This window comes from Curtobacterium sp. MCLR17_054, assembly GCF_003234335.2.
Classification (GTDB): Bacteria; Actinomycetota; Actinomycetes; order Actinomycetales; family Microbacteriaceae; genus Curtobacterium; species Curtobacterium flaccumfaciens.
In genome coordinates this window covers 23,476-46,055 of the sequence record NZ_CP126263.1, presented here as the reverse complement: position 1 = coordinate 46,055, position 22,580 = coordinate 23,476, and the positions used below count along the sequence as shown (strand labels likewise).

Below are 22,580 nucleotides of genomic sequence, written 5' to 3'. Positions count from 1 at the left end.
TTGCGCACCCCGAACCGCGCTGCCATGCTGTCCGGCATGGCGGCAGCACCACGACGTCCGGGACCGATCGACGACACCTCGAAGCGGATCATCGAACAACTCCAGGCGGACGGGCGCCGCCCGTACGGCGAGATCGGCAAGGCCGTCGGTCTCAGTGAAGCGGCGGTCCGGCAGCGTGTGCAGAAGCTGACCGAGACCGGCGTCATGCAGATCGTCGCGGTCACCGACCCGATGCAACTGGGCTTCCACCGCCAGGCGATGATCGGCATCCGGGTCAGCGGCGACACCCGAACCGTCGCCGATGCCCTGGAGCAGCTGCCGGCGGTCGACTACCTCGTGATGACCGCCGGCAGCTTCGACCTGATGGTCGAGGTCGTGTGTGAGGACGACGACGACCTGATCGAACTGCTCAACGGCACCATCCGGGCCATCCCGGGCGTCGCCGGCACCGAGACCTTCGTCTACCTGCAACTCCGCAAACAGCTCTACGACTGGGGAACGCGATGACCATCTCCGAACAGGCCACAGGCCGGACCACGACGGGCCCGGCCGCCCGCCTCCACTCCTACGACCCGTTCGCACCGGTCGACGACGCCGACCTGCAGCGGAAGTCCCGGGACCACCTGTGGATGCACTTCGCCCGGCACGGTGCGAACCAGGCCGGCGCCGACGTGCCGATCATGGTGCGCGGCGAGGGCCACCACGTCTACGACAGCCACGGCAAGGAGTACATCGACGGGCTGTCCGGCCTGTTCGTCGTCGCCGCCGGGCACGGGCGGAAGCGCCTGGCCGAGATGGCCGCGAAGCAGGCGGAGACGCTGAGCTTCTTCCCCATCTGGTCGTACGCGCACCCCGCGGCGATCGAGCTCGCCGACCGGCTGGCCGAGCACGCCCCCGGTGACCTCAACAAGGTCTTCTACTCCACCGGCGGCGGCGAGGCGGTGGAGACGGCCTTCAAGCTCGCGAAGTACTACTGGAAGCTCCAGGGCAAGCCGATGAAGCACAAGGTGATCTCCCGCGCGGTCGCCTACCACGGCACCCCGCAGGGCGCCCTGGCGATCACCGGCATCCCGGCGATGAAGGAGATGTTCGAGCCCCTGACCCCCGGCGGCTTCCGGGTGCCGAACACGAACTCGTACCGCGCCGAGGAGATGGGCTTCCCCGGGGGCACCGAGGAGCAGTTCGGCTTCTGGGCGGCGGAGCGGATCCGCGAGATGATCGAGTTCGAGGGCCCCGACACCGTCGCCGCGGTGTTCCTCGAGCCGGTGCAGAACTCCGGCGGCTGCTTCACCCCGCCGCCCGGGTACTTCCAGCGGGTGCGCGAGATCTGCGACGAGTACGACGTGCTGCTCGTCTCGGACGAGGTCATCTGCGCCTTCGGCCGGATCGGCACCATGTTCGCCTGCGACACCTACGGCTTCGTGCCGGACATGATCACGTGCGCCAAGGCGATGACCTCCGGGTACTCCCCGATCGGCGCGACGATCATCAGCGACCGGCTGTTCGAGCCGTTCTCCAAGGGGGACACGACCTTCTACCACGGCTACACGTTCGGCGGGCACCCGGTGTCGGCCGCCGTCGCGATGGAGAACCTCGACATCTTCGAGGAAGAGGGGCTGCTCGCCAACGTGCAGCAGAACGCCCCGCTCTTCCGCGCCGAGCTCGACACCCTGCTCGACCTGCCGATCGTCGGGGACGTCCGCGGTGACGGCTACTTCTACGGCATCGAGCTCGTCAAGGACAAGGCCACCAAGACGACCTTCGACGACGACGAGTCCGAGCGGCTGCTGCGCGGGTTCCTGTCGAAGGCGCTGTTCGACGCGGGGCTGTACTGCCGGGCCGACGACCGCGGTGACCCCGTCGTGCAGCTCGCACCGCCGCTGACGATCGGGCAGCCGGAGTTCCGCGAGATGACGTCGATCCTGCGCAGTGTCCTGTCCGAGGCCTGGACGAAGATCTGACCGTGAGCGGCTACCGGGGCGTCTCGTTCTGGCTCGACCAGCTCGCGTCCACCGGACGCGACGACCTGACACCCCGGCCGCCGCTCGACGGCGACACGACGGCCGACGTCGCGATCGTGGGCGGTGGACTGACGGGTCTCTGGACGGCGTGGTACCTGCACCAGGCCGACCCGGGCCTCCAGATCGTCGTCCTGGAACGCGAGATCGCCGGCTTCGGCGCGTCCGGTCGGAACGGCGGCTGGTGCTCGGCGCTGTTCCCGCGGTCCGCCTCGGCGATCGCCGAGGAGCACGGGCGCGACGCCGCGCTCGCGTTGCGGGCCGCCATGCGCGACACCGTCGACGAGGTCGGCCGCGCAGCGGCCGAAGCCGAGGTCGACTGCGACTACGTGAAGGGCGGGACCGTCCTCTACGCACGCTCCGCCGTGCAGGAGCGCGCCGCCCACGACGAGGTCGCGTCCTCCGCGACTTGGGGCGACGACATGACGTGGCGGGCCGCTCGACCGGGTGACGCCGCCGGATCGGCGGGGGTCGCGTGGACCCCGGACTGCGCGCGCGTGCAGCCCGCCGCGTTGGTGCGTGGCCTCGCGGCCGCCCTGGAGGCCCGTGGCGTCCGGATCGCGGAGCACACGCCCGTCTCGTCCTGGGACCGCGGGCGTGTGGTCACGTCGCGTGGCACCGTCACGGCGGGCGCCGTCGTGATCGCGGTCGAGGGCTACGGTGCCCAGCTGGAGCAGACGAAGCGGCGGATCCTGCCGCTGTACTCGCTCATGATCGCGACGGCCCCGCTGCCGGCGTCCGCGTGGGAGCGCATCGGGCTCGAGCACGGGCAGACGTTCTCCGACTACCGGCACCTGCTCGTGTACGGGCAGCGCACGGCCGACGACCGGTTGGCGTTCGGCGGCCGCGGAGCCCGCTACCACTGGGGGTCCTCGATCACGCCCGGGTACGACCGGGTGCCGCGGGTGTTCGAGCACCTGCGGAGTGCCCTGGTGGACCTGTTCCCCGTCGTCGCGGACGCCCCGGTCACCCACACGTGGGGCGGACCGCTCGGGGTCCCGCGGGACTGGTGCGCCTCGGTGACCTGGGACGGGCACGTCGGCAGCGCCGGCGGGTACGTCGGGGACGGTCTGTCGACGACGAACCTGGCCGGACGGACCCTCGCCGACCTCGTGCGCGGGGAGTCGACGGCACTGACCGCGCTGCCGTGGGTGAACCACCGGTCGCCCGACTGGGAGCCCGAGCCGCTGCGGTTCCTCGGCGCGAACGCGGGACTCGTCGCGACCGACCTGGCCGACCGCGAAGAAGCGCTGACCGGGCGGCCGAGTCTGGCCGCTCGGCTGATGGCACCACTGACCGGAGGGCACTGATGGCTGCCGGTCTCGACGCCGACGTCGTGGTCGTCGGGGCGGGGGTCGCCGGGCTCGCCGCCGCCCGGGCGCTCGCACTGGGCGGGCAGCGGGTCGTCGTGCTCGAGGCCCGCGACCGGATCGGCGGGCGCACCTGGACCGATTCGTCACTCGGGGTGCCGGTCGACCTCGGTGCCTCGTGGATCCACGGGGTCGACGGCAACCCGCTCTGGGCCCTGGCGTCGGCGTTCGGCATCGACACCGTGGAGTTCACGGTCGGCAGCTTCCAGTTCGACGGCCGGCCGATCGCCTGGCACGACCCGTCCGGCGCCGCTCTCTCCGCCGAGGACACGTCGGCGTTCGTCGCGGACCTGCACACCGTCGACGCGGCGCTCGATGCAGTCGTCGCGCACGCTCCCCCGCCCTCGACCTACGCGGCCGCCGTCGACACCGTGCTCCGTTCGCTGCGGTGGCAGGGCGACCGAGCGGCGCGCGTCCGCGAGTACACGGCCCACCGCTCCGAGGACCTCTGCGGTGCCCCGGTGACCGTCCTCGACGCGCACGGCCTCGACGAGGAGCACGTCCCCGGTGACGAGGTGGTGTTCCCCGGCGGCTACGCCCAGTACGCCCGCGCGCTGGCCGAGGGTCTCGACGTCCGGCTGTCGTCGGTCGTGCGGTCGGTGACCCAGGCCGGCGACTCCGTGACCGTGGGGCTCGCCGACGGCACCACCGTCGCCGCCCCGCAGGTGGTCGTCACCGTGCCGCTCGGGGTGCTGCAGGCCGGCGACGTGGTCTTCGACCCGCCCCTGTCCGCGCCGGTGACCGGAGCGCTCGACCGGCTCGGGATGGGCACCTACGACAAGGTGTTCCTGCGGTTTCCCACACGGTTCTGGGGCGACTCGTGGGTGGTCCGGCAGCAGGGGTCCGCCGGCGTCGACTGGCACTCCTGGTACGACATGTCCCGGGTGACCGGTGCGCCGGTGCTCGCCGCCCTGGTCGGTGGCGCCGGAGCCCGTCGGCTCGAGACCCTACCGGACGCCATGGTCGTCGACGAGGGGGTGGCGGCGCTGCGGAAGATGTTCGGCCCGTCCGTCCCCCAGCCCGAGGCGTTCCGGATCACCCGGTGGGCCGAGGACCCGTTCTCGCGGGGCTCGTACTCGTACCTCCACGTCGGGGCGTCACCCGACGACCACGACCAGCTCGGCACCCCGTCCGGCCGGGTGCAGCTCGCCGGCGAAGCCACGTGGAGCGACGACCCGGCGACGGTGCACGGGGCGCTGCTGTCCGGGCTGCGGGCGGCCGGGCGGTTGCTCGGCACCGAGGTCGAGCCGCTCTCGCTCGCCGACCCGCTGTCCACGCCCTGAGCGCCACACCCCCCGCGGGTGTCGGCCCGTGCGACACTCGCTCCGTGACCCCGACGAGGACCCGACCGCGACACGAACACCGGGCACCGGTCGCCGTCGCGGTCCTGGTGAACCTGGCGCTGAGCCTGTTCCTGCCCGACGAGGTGCTGTTCTTCCCGTCGTGGGTGGTGCCCGTCCTGGGCGTCCTGCTGCTCGCCCCGCTCATCGTCTTCAACCCGCGGCGTCTGACGCGCGAGACCACGTGGTCACGGTGGCTGTCGTTCGCCCTGGCGGCACTGCTCACCGTCGCCAGTCAGCTCACCGTCATCCGGACCATCACCGAGCTGCTCGGCGGGCACGCGGACGGTGCGGCCGTGCTGCTCACCGCGCTGCAGGTCTGGGTGAGCACGATCATCGTGTTCGGGCTCGTCTACTGGGAGCTCGACCGCGGGGGTCCGGTGGCACGGCGTCGCCCCGAACTGTGGTCGACGGCGGAGGCGGACTTCCAGTTCCCGCAGGAGACCGACCCGAAGACCGCGGACTGGCGGCCGGTCTACCTCGACTACCTCTACGTGGCGATGACGAACATGATGGCGTTCAGCCCGACGGACACGATGCCGATGACCGTCCGGGCGAAGATGATCATGGCGTACCAGGCACTGAGTGGGTTCATCCTGCTGGCGCTGGTCATCTCGCGCGCGGTCAACATCATCAGCTGACCACGGAGACGTGAACCATCGTCGCCATTGCACGTTCGATTCCCACGGTGGTGCCGAAGTCCTAGCGTTGCCGGATGCACCGCGACCCCTGGGAACGAGACCCCCGGGAAACAGAAATCCCCCCGCTCAGCGGGGGGATCTCGGGGTATGCACGTCGGTCCAAGCCCGACGCTCGTGCCGTCAACGCTAGGGCCTCGTCGTCAGGCAGTCAACCGAGCGCGTTGGAGCGTCTGGTCAGCCCTGCCCGACTCGCGACCTACCTCTGTGCCGCCGACGGTGATCTGGGCCGCGCGAGCGATCTGTACCTCTGGGCTGGACAACTGACCGGGGCACTCCACGGCCAGATCGCGTTCGTCGAGATCGCCGTGCGCAATGCTCTCGACCTCCAGTTGACCGAGTGGAACGCCAGGAAGGGCAGCACGCCGGATTGGAGCACCGCGGGTGCAACGGTCGAACCGCTGTACGCGTTGCTTCGTCGGCAGCTGGCAGATGCCCGGAGTCGAGCTGCTCAAGAGGCATCAGACCGTCACGCGGAGCACCCCCGATCCGGCACCGTCCCGAGCCACGACGACGTCGTCGCTCAACTCATGTTCGGTTCGTGGGTCAAGCTCATCCGCCCGGTGTCCCGATCCGAGTCGCCTGCGCGCCAGCAGCTGTTGTCGTGTGCCGCGCTGTCTGCGGCCTTCCCCGGTGCGTCGTCGAACGACTCCAGCCGGCAGACGATCGGGCTCCAACTCGAGACGCTCCGCCGACTCCGAAATCGTGTCGCTCACCACGACAACCTGCTGCAAGTGGACGTCCGGCACCGGCTCAACGGCATGCTCGCCCTGCTTGCCAGCCTCGATCAGGACTACCCCGCGCTCGCGGCCGCCCGCAGTCCGTTACGGCGGCTCATCAAGGAGGACCCGCGGCGTGAATGGCAAACCGCGTGAAGGTCTTGCGCTAGTTGACCATGCGATCAACAATGGCGGCATGGACGTCGTCACCGCACCCTCGCTCCCGTCGCCGCTGCACGCCGACACCGGGGCACCCCGCAGATCGCTCCGCGTCGCCCTCGTGCAGATGCGGTGGCTCCCCGACCCGGACGAGCACCTGGCCCAGCTCGCCGACGGCATCGCGACCGCCGCAGCGCACGGAGCCACCGCGGTGTTCCTGCCCGAACTCACGCTGCGCCGCTACCCCGGCGACACCCCGGCGAGCGGGACCCCGAAGGACCTCGCCGAGTCGCTGCAGGACGGCCCGACCATCGCCTTCGCCCGTGCCCAGGCGATCGAGCACGGGGTGTTCGTGCACGCCTCGCTGTACGAGCGGCCGGACGACGACGACCAGCCCGACGACCCCCGCGGCTACAACACCGCCGTCCTCGTCGCCCCCGACGGCACCCTGGTCGGCCGGACCCGGAAGACCCACATCCCGATCAGCGCCGGCTACCACGAGGACACGTACTTCCGGCCGGGGACGGACGACGATGCCTTCCCCGTGTACGAGCCGGCCGGACTCGGCGCGCGCCTCGGACTGCCGACGTGCTGGGACGAGTGGTTCCCCGAGGTGGCACGGTCCTACGGCCTCGCCGGGTCCGAGGTGCTCGTGTACCCGACGGCCATCGGCTCCGAACCAACCTTCCCCGACTTCGACACCGCGCCGATCTGGCAGCGGGTCATCGTGGCGAACGGCATCACGGCCGGGCAGTTCATGGTCGTGCCGAACCGGTGGGGCGACGAGGGCGACATCACCTTCTACGGCTCGTCCTTCATCTCGGACCCGTTCGGCCGCGTGCTCGTCGAGGCTCCCCGTGACGCGAGCGTGGTGCTCGTCGCCGACCTCGACCTCGACGCCCGGACGGAGTGGCTCCGGCTGTTCCCCTTCTACGTGACCCGGCGCCCCGACCTGTACGCCGGCCTCGTCGAACCCGTCGACGAGGAACGCCACGCGTACGGCGCACGCGAGGCGATCGACGCATCCCTGGCCGTGGAACCGGCCATCACCGGACGCGAGGCGCGCGCATGACCTGGGTGATGCCTCCCGAGACGGCTCCGCAGGAACGCACGTGGATGGCGTTCCCGCGCCCCGGCCTGACGCTCGGCGACGACGCGGCGAGCGCCGAGGCCGCGCGCCTGGCCTGGGCGACCACGGCGAACACGATCAGCGAGCACCAGCCGGTGACCGTCGTCGTGGACCCGGTCGCACGGGCGGATGCCGGTCGCCTGCTGTCGTCCGGCGTGGACGTGCTCGAGGCGCCGCTCGACGACTTCTGGATGCGCGACATCGGCCCGACGTTCGTCGTCGACGACGACACCGGGCGACTCGGCGCAGTCGACTGGGTCTTCAACGGCTGGGGCGCGAACCCGTGGTCGACCTGGACGCGTGACGCCGAGGTCGCCGCCACGGTCGCCGGTGCTGCGGGAGCCACGCGGATCCCGTCGTTGCTCGTCAACGAGGGCGGGGCGATCCACGTCGACGGCGCCGGCACCGTGCTCGTGACGGAGACGGTGCAGCTCGACCCGCGCCGGAACCCGTACGCCGACCGGGAGCGCGTCGAGCTGGAGCTGGCGCGCACGATCGGCGCCACACGGGTGATCTGGCTGCCCCGCGGTCTGACGCGCGACTACGACGGCTTCGGCACCCGGGGCCACGTCGACATGGTGGCGACCTTCGCCGACCCGGGCACGGTCCTGCTGCACGCCCAGCCGGATGCGGGCCACCCGGACCACCTGGTGATGCCCCAGATCCGGCGAGCGCTCGAGCAGGCGACCGACGCGACGATCATCGAGTTGCCGGCCCCGTCGACGCTGTCGGACGACGGTGGACCGGTGGACTGGAACTACGTGAACCACGTCGTGGTGAACGACGCCGTGATCGCCTGCGCCTTCGGCGACCCGGTCGCTGACGACCGCGCCAGGGGCATCCTCGCCGAGGCGTACCCGGGCCGACGGGTCCGCTCGATCGACGCGAGACAGGTGTTCGCGCGGGGTGGTGGGCTGCACTGCATCACGCAGCAGCAACCGGTGGCCTGAACCACCGCCGCGGTGTACAGCGGGTGCCGCTCACCTGTACACCGCGGCCGGTCCGCCCACTGCCGACCCGTCGGTATGGTGCTCCGAACTGATCCGGGCGACGCTGCCCGGCCCCAAGAGCAGGGAAGTCACATGGCATCACCGATCGCGGTCACCGCGCCGGCAGCACCGGTGCGCGGCGGGTCGCTGAAGCGGAGCCTCGGGCTCTGGGCGATCGTCGGACTCGGCCTCGGCTACATGACCCCGACGGTCGTGTTCGACACCTTCGGGATCGTCTCCGAGCAGACCGACGGCGCGGTGCCGAGCGCGTACCTCATCGCCCTCGTCATCATGGCGCTCACCGCGATCAGCTACGGGAAGATGGTGCGCGTCTACCCCGCCGCCGGTTCCGCGTACACGTACGTCCGGGAGTCGATGCACCCGAACCTCGGCTTCATGGTGGGCTGGGCGTCACTGCTCGACTACCTGCTGCTGCCGATGGTGAACGCCCTGATCATCCGGCTCTACCTGGAGCAGGTGTTCCCGGGGCTGCCCCCGTGGGTGACCGTCGTCGTGTACACGGTGTTCGTGACGACGGTGATCTGCCTGTCGATGCGCGGCACATCGAACCTGAACATGGTGCTGCTCATCGGTGCGGTCCTGGCGATGATCGCGTTCGTGGTCTTCACCGTCATCGAGCTCACCCACGGTGCCGGTGCGGGCACGATCGTCAGCGCCGAACCCTTCGTGCACGACGGCGTGACGATGTCTGCCCTGCTCACCGGGGCGACGGTGGTGTGCTTCTCGTTCATCGGCTTCGACGCCGTGACGATGTACACGGAAGAGGCGAAGTCGATCCGCATCATGCCGAAGGCGATCATGCTGACCGTCCTGCTCGGCGGCGCGATCTTCCTGGTCTCCGCCTACTTCGCCCAGCTCCGCTTCCCCACGAACGCACCGTTCGGCGAGTTCACCGACGACCCGCTCCCCCAGATCGGCCTGCTCGTCGGCGGTCCGGTGTTCCAGGCGGTCCTCGTGTCGGCCGGGTTCGTCGCCGCACTCGCCTCGGGTCTCGCGTCGCACGCCAGCGTCGCCCGCATGCTCATGGTGATGGGCCGGAACAACGTCCTGCCGAAGCGGGTCTTCGGCTACGTGCACCCCCGCACGCACACCCCGGTGTTCAACGTCGTCTTCGTCGGCGCGGTCACCCTGCTGGCGATGAGCTTCTCGCTCGACACGATCGCGGCCTACATCAACTTCGGCGCGCTCATCGCGTTCACCTTCGTCAACGCCACCGTGACCGTGCACTTCGCGATCCGGAACGGACGCCGTCACACGGCGGGCGACCGCTGGCGCTACATCGTGCTGCCGGGGGTCGCGATGCTCCTGACCGGGGTGCTCTGGTCGCAGCTCCATGCCGACGCCCTGATCGCAGGAGGAGTGTGGGCGGCGATCGGGTTCGTCTACCTGCTCGTCATCACCAAGGGCTTCCGGGTCGCACCGAAGGGCTTCGACGAGAACCAGCCCGTCACCGGTGTGAACAAGCAGCTGACCGACCAGGCCTGACCGCCACCACGAGAGGACGCCATGTACGCCGTCACCGACCCCACCACGGGCACGACCCTCGAGACCTACCCGACCATCACGGACGCCGAGCTGCACGACGCCGTCGCAGCCGCCGACCGCACCCACACCGAGTGGTCACGGACGACGACGGTCGCCGACCGTGCAGCCCTGCTCCACCGCGTCGCGGACCTGTACCGGGAGCGGCACGCCGAACTCGCCGCCACGATCGTGCGCGAGATGGCGAAGCCGATCGACCAGGCCGAGGGCGAGGTCGACTTCTGCGCCGACATCTACGACTACTACGCGGACCACGCCGAGGCGTTCCTGGCCGACCAGCCGATCACCCTGGCGGACGGGTCCGAGGGGTCCGCGTTCATCCGCAAGGCCTCCATCGGCGTCGTGCTCGGCATCATGCCGTGGAACTTCCCCGCCTACCAGATCGCCCGGTTCGCCGGACCGAACCTGGTCATCGGCAACACCGTCCTGCTGAAGCACGCACCGCAGTGCCCGGAGTCCGCCCTGGCCATCGAGCGGATCTTCCACGACGCCGGCTTCCCGGCCGGGGCCTACACGAACGTGTTCGCGACGAACGACCAGGTCGCCGACGTCATCGCCGACCCCCGCGTGCAGGGCGTCTCGCTCACCGGTTCGGCGCGCGCCGGTGCCGCGGTCGCCGAGATCGCCGGCCGGAACCTGACGAAGGTGGTGCTCGAACTGGGCGGCTCGGACCCCTTCATCGTGCTGTCCACCGACGACCTGGACGCCGTCGTCGAGTCTGCCGTCACCACCCGGCTCGAGGGCAACGGTCAGGTCTGCAACGCCCCGAAGCGGTTCCTGGTGGTCGACGGCCTGTACGACGAGTTCCTGGCGAAGTTCACCGCTGCGATGTCGGCGGTCGCACCGACGGATCCGAGCGTGCCCGGTGCCGAACTCGGTCCGTTGTCGTCCCCGGCCGCAGCCGATCGGCTGCAGGAACAGCTCGCTGCCGCCGTCGCGCAGGGTGCGACCGTCGTCACGGGAGGCGACCGCCAGGGCAACGCCTTCCTGCCGACGATCCTGACCGACGTCACGCCGGACAACGACGCCTACCGCGAGGAGTTCTTCGGCCCCGTCGCCGCCGTGTACCGGGTCGCCGACGAGGACGAGGCGATCGCTCTGGCGAACGACACCCCGTACGGCCTCGGCTCGTACCTGTTCACCACCGACTCCGACCAGGCACTCCGGGTCGCCGACCGGATCGAGGCCGGCATGGTCTACGTGAACATCGTCGGCGCGGACAGCCCGGAGCTGCCGTTCGGTGGCGTCAAGGGCAGCGGCTTCGGCCGCGAGCTCGGCCCCCTGGGGGCCGACGAGTTCGTGAACAAGAAGCTGATCCGCATCGGCTGACCGACGCTGTTGGGGGCGTAGCGGTCGACTACTTTGGCTCGACGGCAGGCCCTGATCCGATAGTCACCGTCTTACGTCTCTCCCCGAGATAACGCCAGGCGTTCAGCGGAACAGAACAATAGCGATGCTATTGATATTTGACATGCTACGGTGTCCGGGTGCGCAGCCTGGCCCTCCTGATTGCAATGATTTTCCTCGTAGCCAAACCAACATCGAGACACCGATCGGTCGACCACGGAAGCCCACGAGCCGGGAGTGGCCTACGAAGAACGTCCACCTCAAATCCACCCGTGCACTGGCGACTTGGCGCGATACTCGTAGTGCTTGGGGCGCTCGCTGGATTCTCATATGTGCTCACTGACCCCGGGCCACCACACGCCGTCACATCGACGAACAACGGGAGCAAAGTCGCTGGAGTGCGGGCCTCCTCAATTGAGGTCACATCATCTACTCGACAGCGATTGAACGCCACTATCGTAACCGAGGCGCACCTGGGCCCCCGTCCGCGCAATACCTATGCAATCGAGATCCAGAGCCCAGCTGACTCGCTGCTTTTCGATTGCAATACCGCGGCGGAGTGCCTGGAGCCGAAGTGGTTGTGCTTCAATCTTGCCGAAGCGCACATCAAACGGCTCACAGCCCGAATCGACTTTGCCTCCGCGCCGTCACCAGCGACGCTGTACTACGGCGGGCCACGGAAAAAGTCACTACGGGTCCTTGCAGCGAAATCATCACGCCTCAAAGTCTTCGCCGCAGACGGCCCAGCGAACACCGAGTACTTGGCTATTCGCGTCGACGAGCCATTTCATATCAGCCGTCCCGCAGACGTTGGCGTGAAGCAACCTCTGATTCGACTTGAGATCACCCCTGGGATTGCGAACTCGATAGCATCCGGATCGCAACACCTCATTCGACAGCCCGTAATACACACATTGCCCTCGAATGCCTTAGCGATTTCGCGCATCGGGGGCATCGCTGTCAATCGCTATCCGATCGCTGCCTTGGATCGGAAGATTGAGATAGTGGACGAAACCGGCGAGGCGATCCTCAATGCAGGTGTAATTTCTGCCATCTCTCGCGAAGGCCCATTAGAGGGCCCGCCCGCTGGGTACTCGCCTGTGGTCTCATACACCGACCAGTCAGAGGCACGCAGGATCAGCAGGGTGGAGACATTCTGGCTCACGACAGGATCCCTCCTCCTTGGCGGTGGTACGACCGTCCTCTTCGGTTCGATTGGTGCAGGGCAACGTCGGCACCCTCGAGTGGCGACACGTCCATGGAGTCGTCGAGATGCCTCGAGTTCGCTTCGTCCTAGATGACGGAGGTCGCAGTGCCAGCCGGCACCGCGCCTTCCGTCCGTCACCTGGTCCGGTCGCGCGTGGTCCGGTCTCAGACCGCAATCCGCCAGCCGTCCACCGGCAGGACCGCGCCGCGCACAAACGACGCTGCGGCGGTCGCGAGGAACACAATCGCCTCGGCGGGACCCGCGGCGGCGGCGCAGCTCGTCGCCCTGGGCCTCCCGTCCGTCTGGTCATCAGCGGAGCGCATCGCGATCGCAAGACTCCGTCGTCACGTTTCGACACCGCGCAACGCGGAGAACGCCGCCGAATCCGGCGGCGTCTCGCTGACCTGACTGCGTCCGATCAAGACGCCGGTGTGTTGCAGCCGGCCCCACGACGGACGGGAGGCGCGTTGCCAGCTGGCACCGCGCCTCCCGTCCGTCAATCGGTCGCCGCTACTGCTGCGGGTCGGCGGGCTCGCCGCCGGAGTCCGTGTCGCTGTCCTGCTGCGGGTCCTCCGTCGCGTCGCCCGTGGGCGAACCGTCCGGTAGGTCCTCGGTGTACTGCTCCTGGTCCTTGGTGGGGTCGCTGGACCCGTTCGCTGCGTCACTCATGGCCCGGACGGTACGCGCGAGCGCCTGGGTACGTCAGTACCTGGACAGGTCACTCAGCCGTGACCCACCGAGGTGGTTACCGCGTCGCAGCGGCCTGCGGAACGGCCACCAGGATCTCCTCGGCGACCTCGCGCCCGATGCGCACGGCACCGTCGACGTGCTGGTAGCCCTGCCCGGCCAGGTCACTCGAGCCGAAGCGGATCGGACCGACCGCGGCACGCTGGTCGGCGCCGTAGCGGACGAGCCCGCCCAGGTCGAAGCTCGCCGCGTAGGCGCCGCGCGTCCACTCCTCGGTGCCCCAGTCGCTCTCGTAGTAGACGACCGGCGACAGGGCCTCGTCGCCGTAGTAGTGCGCCAGCGAGGCGAGCACACGGGCCCGCCGTTCCTCGGTCGACAGCGCGAACAGGTCGTCGGCGTGCTGGTCGGAGACGAACCCGACCAGGGTCCCCTGCTCGGAACCGTGCGAGGTGTTGTCGTACGCCTCGTGCACGACCTCGTACGGGCTGAACGCGGTGCCGGACAGGCCCGCCGCACGCCAGAAGGGACGGTCGTAGACGGCGTGCACCTTGATCACGAAGCCCATCGACAGGTGCTGGTGCAGCTGGTGCTGGCGTCGGGGCAGCGGCGGCTCGTACGAGATCCGCGAGTACAGGGGCGGCGGGACCGCGACGAGGGCCTGTCGGGCGTGCACCTCGATCCCGCCGTCGGCGAGCGCGACGACCCCGTCGTCGCCCCACCGCAGCGTCCGGACCGGGGCGTTCAGGTGCACGTCGTCGCCGAGGCGCTCGGCGAGCCGCTCGGACACCTGCTGCATGCCGCCGACGACCCGCTTGTCCAGGATGAAGTCGGCGTCGACCAGGTTGGTGAAGCTCCCGGCGGACGCCGCCATCAGCAGGGCCTGCAGCGCCGAGAACGCGTGCGCGGGCTTCGTGAGCATGGCGCCGGCGATGAACAGCTCGACGTTGTCGGTCGCGACCCGGTCGGGGCTCAGCTCGTGCAGCCAGGCGCGGAACGAGACCTCGTCGAGGGCGGCCGCGTCCGGGGTCTCCCAGGGGCGCGCCGGGTCGACCTTCGCGACGTACTCGTCGACGACGGCGACGAGCCGTTCGATCTCGTTCGCCGTGGCCTCGGGCAGGGGGAAGATGTCGCCGGTGTACTCGGTCCGGGTGCCGTCGGCGTCGATGTAGACGCTGGAGCCCTCGCGGTACCGGTCGTACGTCTGCAGCCCGAGCTCGTCGAGGGTCTCGAGCAGTGCGGTCTGGTCGGGCGAGACCCACTGCCCGCCGATCTCCAGGGTCACCCCGTCGATGTCGTTCGTCCAGGTGCGGCCCCCCACGCGGTCGCGGGCCTCGAGCACGGCGACCCGCAGGCCGGCGGCGCGCAGGCGGTTCGCGGCGGTGAGACCGGCGACACCGGCTCCGATGACGACGACGTCCTTCTCGATCATCGAGCTGCTCCTTGTGCGGTCGTGGTGCTGTCGGTGTGCCGGAACGGGTCCGGGGTGAGCGTGTACATGGTCTCGAGGTACTCGGCGATGCCCTCGCCGCCGCCCTCGCGACCGAGGCCGGACTGCTTCACGCCGCCGAACGGTGCCGAGGCGTTCGACACGACCCCGGTGTTCAGCCCCAGCATGCCGGTCTCGAGCCGCTCCATCAGGCGCTGCCCGCGTGCCGGGTCCTCGGTGAACGCGTAGCCGACCAGACCGTACTCGGTGTCGTTCGCGGCGGCCACGGCCTCGTCCTCGGAGCGGAACGTGCGGATCGCGAGCACCGGCCCGAAGATCTCGTCGTCGAGGATCGCGCTGCCGGGCTGCACGTCGGTCAGGACGGTCGGCGCGTAGAAGGTGCCGGGCCCGTCGACCGGGTGCCCGCCGGTCCGGACCGTCGCCCCGCGCTCGACCGCGTCGGTGACCAGGCGGTGGGCCTTGTCCACGGCGCGGGCGTCGATGAGCGGCCCGATGGCGACGCCGTCCTCGGTCCCCCGGCCGACCCGCATCGCGGCGACCCGTTCGGTGACCCGGCGGGTGAACTCGTCGGCGACGTCCTCGTGCACCAGGAACCGGTTCGCGGCGGTGCAGGCCTGGCCGGTGTTCCGGAACTTCGCGGCGAGCGCGCCCTCCACCGCCAGGTCGAGGTCGGCGTCGGCGAACACCAGGAACGGGGCGTTGCCCCCGAGCTCCATGCTCGTCCGGAGCACGTTCTGTGCCGCCTGGCCGAGCAGTGTGCGTCCGACCGGCGTCGAACCGGTGAACGACAGCTTCCGCAGGCGGGGGTCGGCGATCACGGGCGCGGAGACGTCGGCAGCCCGGGTGGTCGGGACGACGTTGACCACCCCGGCGGGCACGCCGGCCTCGACGAGCAGGTCGGCGAACAGCAGGGTGGTCAGCGGCGTCAGTTCGGCAGGCTTCACGACGACGGTGCAGCCGGCGGCGAGCGCCGGAGCGATCTTGCGGGTCGCCATCGCCAACGGGAAGTTCCACGGCGTGATCAGGAACGCGGGCCCGACGGGCTTGTGCGAGACGGTGGCGCGGCCGGTCCCCTCGGGGTTGGTGCCGTACGAACCACCGATGCGGACCGCTTCCTCCGAGAACCAACGGAGGAACTCGCCGCCGTACGTGACCTCGCCGCGGGCCTCGGCCAGGGGCTTGCCCATCTCCAGCGTCATCAGGAGCGCGAACTCCTCGCGTCGCTCCTGCAGCAGGTCGAACGCGCGGCGCAGCACCTCGGCGCGCTGCCGCGGGGGCGTGGTCGCCCAGCCGTGCCGTGCGGCGACGGCGGCGTCGAGCGCCTTCCGGCCGTCCTCGGGTGAGGCGTCGGCGATGTGCAGGAGTGTTTCGCCGGTCGCAGGGTCGACGACGGCGAAGGTCGCGTCGTCGGCCGCCGGCTGCCAGACACCGTCGACCAGGAGGCCCGTGGGGACGCGGTCGAGCACCGCCTGTTCGGCGGCTGGTCCGGTGGCGTCGGGGACGCTGGGCCAGGCTGTCGTGGGGATGGTCGCGCTCACGACGCGGCCAGCCCGTCGAGGACGACGGTCAGGCCGTCGCGGAGCAGGTCGTCGTCGATCGACAGCGGCGGCAGGAAGCGCACGACGTTGCCGTACGTGCCGGCCGTGAGGGCGATGACGCCGTGCTCGAACGCGTACCGCACCACCCGTCCCGTGAGCCCGGGGTCGGGATCGCCGGTGGCGGGGTCGACGAGCTCCATCGCGACCATGGCACCGCGGCCGCGGACGTCGCCGATGCGGGGGTCGTCGGCCTGGGCGCTGCGCAGGGCGTCGAGCAGGACCGTGCCGATGGCTCCGGCGCGCTCGACGAGTCCGTCGTGCTCGAAGGCGTCGATGGCCGCGAGGGCTGCGGCGCAGGCGATCGGGTTGCCGCCGTACGTCCCGCCGAGGCCACCGACGTGGGCGGAGTCCATGATCGCCGCACGCCCGGTCACGCCGGACAGCGGGAGTCCGCCGGCCATGCCCTTGGCGGTCGTGACGACGTCGGGCACGATCCCCTCGTGCTCGCTGGCGAACATCGCCCCGGTGCGGGCGAACCCGGTCTGCACCTCGTCGGCGATGAACACGACGCCGTTGGCGGTGGTCCACTCGGACAGCGCGGTCAGGAACCCCGGTGCCGGGACGACGAAGCCGCCCTCGCCCTGGATCGGTTCGATCAGGACCGCGGCGGTGTTCTCGGCACCGACCTGCTTCTCGATCTGGCTGATCGCACGCTTCGCCGCTTCGGGCCCCGACAGCCCGTCGTGGAACGGGTACGACATCGGGACGCGGTAGACCTCGGGTGCGAACGGCCCGAAGCCGTTCTTGTAGGGCTGGTTCTTCGCGGTCAGCGCCATCGTCAGGTTCGTGCGGCCGTGGTACGCGTGGTCGAAGACGACGACGGCCTGCCGACCGGTGTGCTTCCGGGCGATCTTGACGGCGTTCTCGACGGCCTCGGCCCCCGAGTTGAACAGCGCCGTCCGCTTCTCGTGGTCGCCGGGGGTCAGACGGTTGAGCGCCTCGGCGACGGCGACGTACCCGTCGTAGGCGGCGATGGTGAAGCACGTGTGCGTGAAGGCCGCGACCTGCTCGGTGACGGCGGCGACCACGCCGGGGTGGGCGTTGCCGACCGACGTCACGGCGATCCCGGACCCGAGGTCGACGAACGAGTTGCCGTCGGCGTCGACCACCACGCCGCCACCGGCCGCGACGACCGCGATGGGCACGGCGACGCCGACCCCGGCCGCGACGGCGCCGGCCTTCCGGGCGAGCAGCTCCTGCGATCGCGGACCCGGGACGGCGGTGACGAGCCGTCGTTCCTGGGGCAGCGATGGGCCGCCGGTGGTCGCTCGGGTCGCGGACGCTGCGGTGGAGGACATGCCGCGATGGTAGGAGCCACCACCGCACACTCGTACTGTCCACGGCGTACATCGACCCCCGGGCGGATCGACCCGGTGGATAGGGTGACGGCATGCCCGCAACGCTGCGCTCCCTGCTGCACCGGCGTGAACTCCACCTGCGCCCGCTCACGGACGCGGACGAGCACGCCCTCGATGCCCCGCTGTCCTGGCTGCACAGCTCGGACCTCGAGGACCCGACGCCGTTCCTCGCCGAGGGCCAGGGGCTGCTCACGACCGGCACGCAGTTCGGTGCCGAGGCCGACGTCCGCGACGACGTCGCCGAGGCCTACGTCCGGCGGCTCGTGGACCGCGGTGTCGTGGCGCTCGGGTTCGGCACCGAGGTGGTCCGCGCCGGCACCCCCGACGCCCTGGTCACCGCCTGCGCCCGGCACGGACTGCCGCTGTTCGAGGTGCCCTACGAGACGTCCTTCATCGCGGTCGCGCAGGCCAACGCCGAAGCGGTCGCGCGGGACGCCAACGCGCGCGGCGCCTGGGCCCTCGCCGCGCAGCGTGCCATCTCGCTCGCCGCGATGCGACCGGACGGACTCGGCGCGACCATCGCCGAGCTCTCCCGCCAGCTCGACGGGTGGGTCGGCCTGTTCGACGTCTCCGGGCGGCTCGACCGCGGACACCCCGCCGACGCGCTACCCGCTGCCGACCTCGACCTCCTGCGGACCGAGGCGCTGCGGCTGCTGCGCTCCGGGCAGCGGGCGAGCCTGCCGGTCGCCACGGACCGGGGCGTCGGGTACACCCTGCAGACGCTCGGCAGCGGCGGGCACCTGAGCGGCGTGCTCGCGATCGCGAACGGCGGAGCCCTCGACCGGGCCGGACGCGAGGTCGTCACGGCCGTGATCGCCCTGGCCGGCCTCGCCCTGCAGCAGAACCGGGAGCTCGCCCGCGCCCGGGGACTCCTGCGGACCGGACTCCTCACGATGCTGTCCGTCGGCGAACCCGAGGTGGTGCAGGCGACGTCCCGCGAGGTGTGGGGGCCGCTGCCCGCCGAACCCGTCCGGATCGCGGCCGTCGACGTCCCCGACCACGACCTCGACACCGTGGTGGACCTGCTCGAACTGTGGGTGCAGGAGCGTCCGGGGCACCTGTTCTTCGCGGTCGACGACGCCGTGTTCCTCTGCGTGAACGCGGACGACACCGGGATCGTCGCCGAACTCGTCGACCGCTTCGACCTGCGCGCCGGCCTGTCCGACGGCGCCGCGTACCGGTCGTTCGGACGCGCCCGCACCGAGGCCGTGCAGGCACTCGACCGACGCCGTGAAGGACGCCCGGGCACCACCGAGTTCGGCGACCTCGCCCGGGAAGGGGTGCTCGCCCACCTCGCCCACGTCGACGTGGACGCCGGTGCCGTCGCCCGCGCGTTCCTCGCCCCGCTGCTCGACCACGACCGCACGGCCGGCACCGAGCTCACGGGCACCGTCCGGACCTGGCTGCAGGAGAACTGCGAGTACGACCGCACCGCACGGGTCCTCGGCATCCACCGGCACACCGCCCGCGCCCGGGTGGAGCACGCGGGTCGGCTCCTCGACCGTGACCTCTCCGTCTTCTCGACCCGGGCCGATCTCTGGGCAGCCTTCGTGGTCGAGGGCGCGTGATGCGCGGATACGGTGGGACGATGCCGTCGACACCGGCCCGCCGGCGCCTGAGCCCGGCCGAACGCGGATCCCAGATCACGGCGGCCGCCGTCGAACTGGCGCGTGCCGAGGGCCTCGCGGCGGTGACGCTCCGCGGGGTCGCCGCCGTGATCGGGGTCGCACCCTCGCTCGTCGCCCACTACCGCCCGAGCATGGAGGACCTGGTCGGCGAGACGTTCCGCACCGTCGCGGACGCCGAGGTCGCCGAGGTCCGCGCGATCGTCGCCGCTGCGCCCGACCCCGTCTCCGGCCTCCGCACCCTGCTCGGCTGCATCGCCGATCCCGCCCGCGACGACGTCGCCACCCTGTGGGCGGACGCGTGGAGCATCGGCCGCACGAACGCGGCACTGGCGACCGCGGCACGGGACGTCATGGACGACTGGCAGCTCCTCGCCACCACGGTCGTCGCCGACGGGGTGCGCGCGGGTGTGCTGCACACCGACGACCCGGACGGCGTCGGACGCCTGCTCTTCGCGCTCGTCGACGCCACCAACGGGTACGCCCTGGTCGACTACCTCGACCGCCCCACCCGCGAGGGCCTGGTCCGCACGACGATCGCACGAGCGGTGGGCCTGGACGGGTCAGCCCTGTCGGGGTGACCCCCGCCGCAGTGCCACTGACCGCATTGCCACCCACTGCAGCAGCATGATCGTCTTGCCGTCGGCGATCCGACCGTCCGCCACCATCGCGAGCGCCTCGTCGAGCTGCACCTCGAGCACCTCGATGTCCTCGCCCTCGTCCTCGATGCCGCCCCCGGCCTCGACCCGGTCGGCCGGGGTGTACGCGCCGAGGTAGAAGTGGACCCGCTCGGTGACCGAACCGGGGCTCATGAACACGTCGCCCAGGTGCTCGAGCGCGCCGAGCCGGATGCCGAGCTCCTCGGCGGCTTCACGCCGGACCGCGGTCTCGGGGTCGTCCTCGTCGAGCAGTCCCGCCGCGGCCTCGATCAACATGCCGTCCGGGTGTCCGTTCACGTACGCCGGCCACCGGAACTGCCGCGTGAGCAGGACGGTGCCGCGCTCGGCGTCGTACGGCAGCACCGTCGCGCCGTTGCCGCGGTCGTAGGTCTCGCGCTGCTGCCGGTCCCACCGACCGTCACGGCGCCGGACGTCGAGGGTCGTGCGACGGAGCACGTGCCACCCGTTCGACACCACCTCGACGTCCCGCACGACGACGTCCGGGTTGCGGTCCAGGGCACGGCCCACGGCGTCGAGGCCCGTCCGACCACGGTCGTCGGGGACGTCCACTCCGGGACGCTGGACGGTGGTGCGTTCGTCGGTCACCCGGTCACCGTAGCGGGGCACCTCGGCAGGTCTCCGTCCGCTCGGTACGCTCGACGTGCCGCACCAGGGAGCGGCAGAGGGCGGTGCAGCATGACCAGGACGTTCATCCTCCGACGACCGGACCGACCGCAGGTGGTCACCGTGTCCTTCGTGCTGTGGTTGGTGTGGGTGGCAGCCTGCGTCGCCGCCACGGTGCTCCAGTTCTTCGCGACGGACGCGGCGGTCGGCCAGGCGCCGGTCCTCGCCGGGATCGTCGCCCTGGTGCTCTGGGCCCTGGTGACGTGGGCGGTGTTCCGGATGGCCGCGGGCTCCCGCGTCGCGCGCATCGTGCTCGTCGTCGTCGCGGCCTTCCGCGCGCTCCTGAGCGTCACCGGCGGCGAACTCGCGGTCGTGACGATCGCGCTGTCGGTCGTCGCCGCGGTCCTGCTGTTCCTGCCCAGCGCGCGCCCGTTCTTCGCCCCGCAGCAGGCCCGGAGAGCCGACCACGGGTTCGACGGAACCGGCGTGTCGGGGCCGAGCCGTGCCTCCAGGCCGGATGCCGACCACACGACGGACGCCGACCGGGGCTGAGGCCGGACGCGTCGACGGCCGTCCCCGGCCCGGCCCGAGAAACAGGAAAGGCCCCGGATTCCTCCGGGGCCTTTCCTGTTTTCGCCTGGTGCGCGAGGGGGGACTTGAACCCCCACGCCGTTTCCAGCACACGGACCTGAACCGTGCGCGTCTACCAATTCCGCCACTCGCGCCAGCCCCGAAACACTACCACGCACAGACGGGTGTCAACGCCAACCACTACCATGCAGTGGTTGACGACCGACGACACGGGAGACGCATGGGCCTGCTGGACAACTTCGAGCGAGGGTTGGAACGCGCCGTCAACGGCGCGTTCGCGAAGACCTTCCGCTCCGGGGTGCAGCCCGTCGAGATCTCGAGCGCCCTGCGGCGCGAGCTCGACACGAAGGCCGCGGTGGTCTCCCGCGAGCGCATCCTCGTGCCGAACGAGTTCACCGTGCGCCTGGCACCGCCGGACTTCACGCGCATGAACGACGTCGGTCGCCCGCTCATCGACGAACTGACCCAGATGGTGCACCAACACGCCGTCGCGCAGAACTACTCGTTCTCCGGCCCGGTCACCATCCGGCTCCAGCAGGACGGCACGCTCTCGACGGGCATCCTGCAGGTCGACTCCACCACCGTGCAGCGCGACGTCGCCTGGATCCCGGTGCTCGACATCGGCTCGCAGCGACACCGACTGCACCGCGGGCGCACGGTGATCGGGCGCGGCAGCGACGCGGACATCACCATCGCGGACACCGGGACGAGCCGGAAGCACGTCGAGGTGCTGTGGGACGGCAAGCACGCCCAGGCCACCGATCTCGGCTCCACGAACGGCTCGAAACTGAACGGTCAGCACTTCCAGCAGGCGATCGTTGAGCCGGACTCCACCATCGAGATCGGTCGTACCCGTATGGTGTTCCGGGTGATCCCGGAGAACGACGGAGGTGCTCGATGACCACAGGCCTGACCCTGCTCGTCCTGCGCTTCGCGTTCCTCGCGGTGCTCTGGCTGTTCGTCTTCGTGATCGTGTTCGCCCTGCGCAGCGATCTCTTCGGCCAGCGCGTCCGCACGATCCCGACCGATCCCAAGTCGGCGCCGTCCGGGCCAAGCACCCCCACCGTCCCCGCTGCAGCGGCCCCCGGGCCCGCCTCGAGTGGTGCCTTCACCGACGTGATCGGTCAACCGGGTGGTGGGCAGCGGCCCGCCTCGCCGACCGCGGCCCGACTCGTCATCACCGAGGGTGCGCGCGAGGGCATGGAGATGCCGCTGGGTGGCGGCCCCATCACGATCGGGCGTTCGAGCGAGTCGAACGTCGTGATCCGCGACGACTACACCTCGACCAACCACGCCCGCCTCGACCTCCGCGCCGACGGCTGGCTCCTCACCGACCTCGAGTCCACGAACGGCACCTTCGTCAACGGTCAGAAGGTGAGCGCTCCCGTCCTCGTGGCAGAGGGCACGCCCATCACGATCGGGACGACGACGTTCGAGCTGCGGCGGTAACCC

The 22,580-nt window shown here is 70.7% G+C and carries 20 protein-coding genes and 1 tRNA gene; 15 read left to right on the top strand and 6 right to left on the bottom strand.

Annotated elements, in window-relative coordinates:
* The first annotated feature begins 24 nt into the window (after positions 1 to 24).
* From DEJ08_RS00205 to DEJ08_RS00160, 10 genes are all read left to right on the top strand, one after another.
* Positions 25 to 507 carry an Lrp/AsnC family transcriptional regulator gene (locus DEJ08_RS00205; RefSeq protein ID WP_035809531.1) on the top strand — a complete coding sequence of 161 codons (483 nt, stop codon included), beginning with the start codon at positions 25 to 27 and terminating at the stop codon, positions 505 to 507.
* On the top strand, positions 504 to 1,961 hold the full coding sequence (locus tag DEJ08_RS00200) for an aspartate aminotransferase family protein (RefSeq protein ID WP_084740608.1): 1,458 nt from the start codon (positions 504 to 506) through the stop codon (positions 1,959 to 1,961). The genes DEJ08_RS00205 and DEJ08_RS00200 overlap by 4 nt, the downstream gene beginning before the upstream one ends.
* A 2-nt stretch (positions 1,962 to 1,963) precedes the next feature.
* Positions 1,964 to 3,328 (top strand): NAD(P)/FAD-dependent oxidoreductase, encoded by a 1,365-nt coding sequence (locus DEJ08_RS00195; protein WP_111053606.1) that lies wholly within the window; start codon positions 1,964 to 1,966, stop codon positions 3,326 to 3,328.
* Complete coding sequence (locus DEJ08_RS00190) at positions 3,328 to 4,671, top strand: flavin monoamine oxidase family protein (RefSeq protein ID WP_111053607.1); 1,344 nt, start codon at positions 3,328 to 3,330, stop codon at positions 4,669 to 4,671. Before DEJ08_RS00195 ends, DEJ08_RS00190 begins: the two co-directional genes overlap by 1 nt.
* 44 nt (positions 4,672 to 4,715) lie before the next feature.
* Complete coding sequence (locus tag DEJ08_RS00185; RefSeq protein WP_111045675.1) at positions 4,716 to 5,369, top strand: DUF1345 domain-containing protein; 654 nt, start codon at positions 4,716 to 4,718, stop codon at positions 5,367 to 5,369.
* A gap of 221 nt (positions 5,370 to 5,590) precedes the next feature.
* Complete coding sequence (locus DEJ08_RS00180) at positions 5,591 to 6,301, top strand: Abi family protein (RefSeq protein ID WP_181438895.1); 711 nt, start codon at positions 5,591 to 5,593, stop codon at positions 6,299 to 6,301.
* 40 nt (positions 6,302 to 6,341) lie between these two features.
* Positions 6,342 to 7,376 carry a nitrilase-related carbon-nitrogen hydrolase gene (locus tag DEJ08_RS00175; protein ID WP_111053609.1) on the top strand — a complete coding sequence of 345 codons (1,035 nt, stop codon included), beginning with the start codon at positions 6,342 to 6,344 and terminating at the stop codon, positions 7,374 to 7,376.
* Positions 7,373 to 8,383, top strand: a complete 1,011-nt coding sequence (locus tag DEJ08_RS00170) for an agmatine deiminase family protein (RefSeq protein WP_111053610.1) — start codon at positions 7,373 to 7,375, stop codon at positions 8,381 to 8,383. Before DEJ08_RS00175 ends, DEJ08_RS00170 begins: the two co-directional genes overlap by 4 nt.
* A 132-nt stretch (positions 8,384 to 8,515) precedes the next feature.
* Entirely contained in the window at positions 8,516 to 9,928 is a 1,413-nt protein-coding gene (locus DEJ08_RS00165) for an APC family permease (protein WP_111053611.1), read from the top strand.
* A 21-nt stretch (positions 9,929 to 9,949) separates the two neighbouring features.
* Positions 9,950 to 11,314 (top strand): NAD-dependent succinate-semialdehyde dehydrogenase, encoded by a 1,365-nt coding sequence (locus tag DEJ08_RS00160; protein WP_111053612.1) that lies wholly within the window; start codon positions 9,950 to 9,952, stop codon positions 11,312 to 11,314.
* A 1,735-nt stretch (positions 11,315 to 13,049) separates the two neighbouring features.
* Here DEJ08_RS00160 and DEJ08_RS00155 read toward each other — a convergent pair.
* From DEJ08_RS00155 to gabT, 4 genes are all read right to left on the bottom strand, one after another.
* Positions 13,050 to 13,208 (bottom strand): hypothetical protein, encoded by a 159-nt coding sequence (locus DEJ08_RS00155; protein ID WP_155896911.1) that lies wholly within the window; start codon positions 13,206 to 13,208, stop codon positions 13,050 to 13,052.
* A 76-nt stretch (positions 13,209 to 13,284) separates the two neighbouring features.
* The gene (locus DEJ08_RS00150) at positions 13,285 to 14,655 is read right to left on the bottom strand and encodes a flavin monoamine oxidase family protein (RefSeq protein ID WP_111053613.1); all 1,371 of its coding nucleotides are present in this window, start codon (positions 14,653 to 14,655) and stop codon (positions 13,285 to 13,287) included.
* Positions 14,652 to 16,139 carry an NAD-dependent succinate-semialdehyde dehydrogenase gene (locus DEJ08_RS00145; RefSeq protein ID WP_111053758.1) on the bottom strand — a complete coding sequence of 496 codons (1,488 nt, stop codon included), beginning with the start codon at positions 16,137 to 16,139 and terminating at the stop codon, positions 14,652 to 14,654. Before DEJ08_RS00145 ends, DEJ08_RS00150 begins: the two co-directional genes overlap by 4 nt.
* Before the next feature lie 68 nt (positions 16,140 to 16,207).
* Positions 16,208 to 17,569: a 4-aminobutyrate--2-oxoglutarate transaminase gene (gene gabT / locus DEJ08_RS00140; RefSeq protein ID WP_111028827.1), complete on the bottom strand. Its 1,362-nt coding sequence runs from the start codon at positions 17,567 to 17,569 to the stop codon at positions 16,208 to 16,210.
* Positions 17,570 to 17,661: 92 nt separating this feature from the next.
* On the opposite strand from gabT, the gene DEJ08_RS00135 reads away from it, so the two are divergent.
* The gene (locus tag DEJ08_RS00135; protein ID WP_111053614.1) at positions 17,662 to 19,197 is read left to right on the top strand and encodes a PucR family transcriptional regulator; all 1,536 of its coding nucleotides are present in this window, start codon (positions 17,662 to 17,664) and stop codon (positions 19,195 to 19,197) included.
* A gap of 20 nt (positions 19,198 to 19,217) precedes the next feature.
* A complete protein-coding gene (locus tag DEJ08_RS00130) occupies positions 19,218 to 19,835 on the top strand; it encodes a TetR/AcrR family transcriptional regulator (protein ID WP_181438896.1) in 618 nt (205 codons plus the stop codon).
* On the opposite strand, the gene DEJ08_RS00125 is transcribed toward DEJ08_RS00130, so the two are convergent.
* On the bottom strand, positions 19,818 to 20,519 hold the full coding sequence (locus DEJ08_RS00125) for an NUDIX domain-containing protein (protein WP_111053759.1): 702 nt from the start codon (positions 20,517 to 20,519) through the stop codon (positions 19,818 to 19,820). The genes DEJ08_RS00130 and DEJ08_RS00125 overlap by 18 nt on opposite strands.
* Positions 20,520 to 20,609: 90 nt before the next feature.
* Here DEJ08_RS00125 and DEJ08_RS00120 point away from each other — a divergent pair, with 90 nt between their 5' ends.
* Complete coding sequence (locus DEJ08_RS00120; RefSeq protein WP_146248425.1) at positions 20,610 to 21,089, top strand: hypothetical protein; 480 nt, start codon at positions 20,610 to 20,612, stop codon at positions 21,087 to 21,089.
* A gap of 86 nt (positions 21,090 to 21,175) precedes the next feature.
* On the opposite strand, the gene DEJ08_RS00115 is transcribed toward DEJ08_RS00120, so the two are convergent.
* Positions 21,176 to 21,262, bottom strand: a tRNA-Leu gene (locus DEJ08_RS00115).
* Between the two features lie 86 nt (positions 21,263 to 21,348).
* Between DEJ08_RS00115 and DEJ08_RS00110 the strand changes: the two genes are divergently transcribed.
* Positions 21,349 to 22,029 carry an FHA domain-containing protein gene (locus DEJ08_RS00110; RefSeq protein ID WP_110863674.1) on the top strand — a complete coding sequence of 227 codons (681 nt, stop codon included), beginning with the start codon at positions 21,349 to 21,351 and terminating at the stop codon, positions 22,027 to 22,029.
* Positions 22,026 to 22,577, top strand: a complete 552-nt coding sequence (locus DEJ08_RS00105) for an FHA domain-containing protein FhaB/FipA (RefSeq protein WP_111053617.1) — start codon at positions 22,026 to 22,028, stop codon at positions 22,575 to 22,577. The genes DEJ08_RS00110 and DEJ08_RS00105 overlap by 4 nt, the downstream gene beginning before the upstream one ends.
* The last annotated feature ends 3 nt before the right edge of the window (positions 22,578 to 22,580 follow it).

Bases quoted from the DNA above. Each gene is read 5' to 3' on its own strand.
- DEJ08_RS00150 (WP_111053613.1), bottom strand. From the start codon at position 14,655: ATGATCGAGAAGGACGTCGTCGTCATCGGAGCCGGTGTCGCCGGTCTC.
- gabT (WP_111028827.1), bottom strand. From the start codon at position 17,569: ATGTCCTCCACCGCAGCGTCCGCGACCCGAGCGACCACCGGCGGCCCA.
- DEJ08_RS00120 (WP_146248425.1), top strand. From the start codon at position 20,610: ATGACCAGGACGTTCATCCTCCGACGACCGGACCGACCGCAGGTGGTC.
- DEJ08_RS00160 (WP_111053612.1), top strand. From the start codon at position 9,950: ATGTACGCCGTCACCGACCCCACCACGGGCACGACCCTCGAGACCTAC.
- DEJ08_RS00175 (WP_111053609.1), top strand. From the start codon at position 6,342: ATGGACGTCGTCACCGCACCCTCGCTCCCGTCGCCGCTGCACGCCGAC.
- DEJ08_RS00135 (WP_111053614.1), top strand. From the start codon at position 17,662: ATGCCCGCAACGCTGCGCTCCCTGCTGCACCGGCGTGAACTCCACCTG.
- DEJ08_RS00130 (WP_181438896.1), top strand. From the start codon at position 19,218: ATGCCGTCGACACCGGCCCGCCGGCGCCTGAGCCCGGCCGAACGCGGA.
- DEJ08_RS00205 (WP_035809531.1), top strand. From the start codon at position 25: ATGCTGTCCGGCATGGCGGCAGCACCACGACGTCCGGGACCGATCGAC.
- DEJ08_RS00170 (WP_111053610.1), top strand. From the start codon at position 7,373: ATGACCTGGGTGATGCCTCCCGAGACGGCTCCGCAGGAACGCACGTGG.
- DEJ08_RS00200 (WP_084740608.1), top strand. From the start codon at position 504: ATGACCATCTCCGAACAGGCCACAGGCCGGACCACGACGGGCCCGGCC.
- DEJ08_RS00105 (WP_111053617.1), top strand. From the start codon at position 22,026: ATGACCACAGGCCTGACCCTGCTCGTCCTGCGCTTCGCGTTCCTCGCG.
- DEJ08_RS00155 (WP_155896911.1), bottom strand. From the start codon at position 13,208: ATGAGTGACGCAGCGAACGGGTCCAGCGACCCCACCAAGGACCAGGAG.
- DEJ08_RS00190 (WP_111053607.1), top strand. From the start codon at position 3,328: ATGGCTGCCGGTCTCGACGCCGACGTCGTGGTCGTCGGGGCGGGGGTC.
- DEJ08_RS00110 (WP_110863674.1), top strand. From the start codon at position 21,349: ATGGGCCTGCTGGACAACTTCGAGCGAGGGTTGGAACGCGCCGTCAAC.
- DEJ08_RS00165 (WP_111053611.1), top strand. From the start codon at position 8,516: ATGGCATCACCGATCGCGGTCACCGCGCCGGCAGCACCGGTGCGCGGC.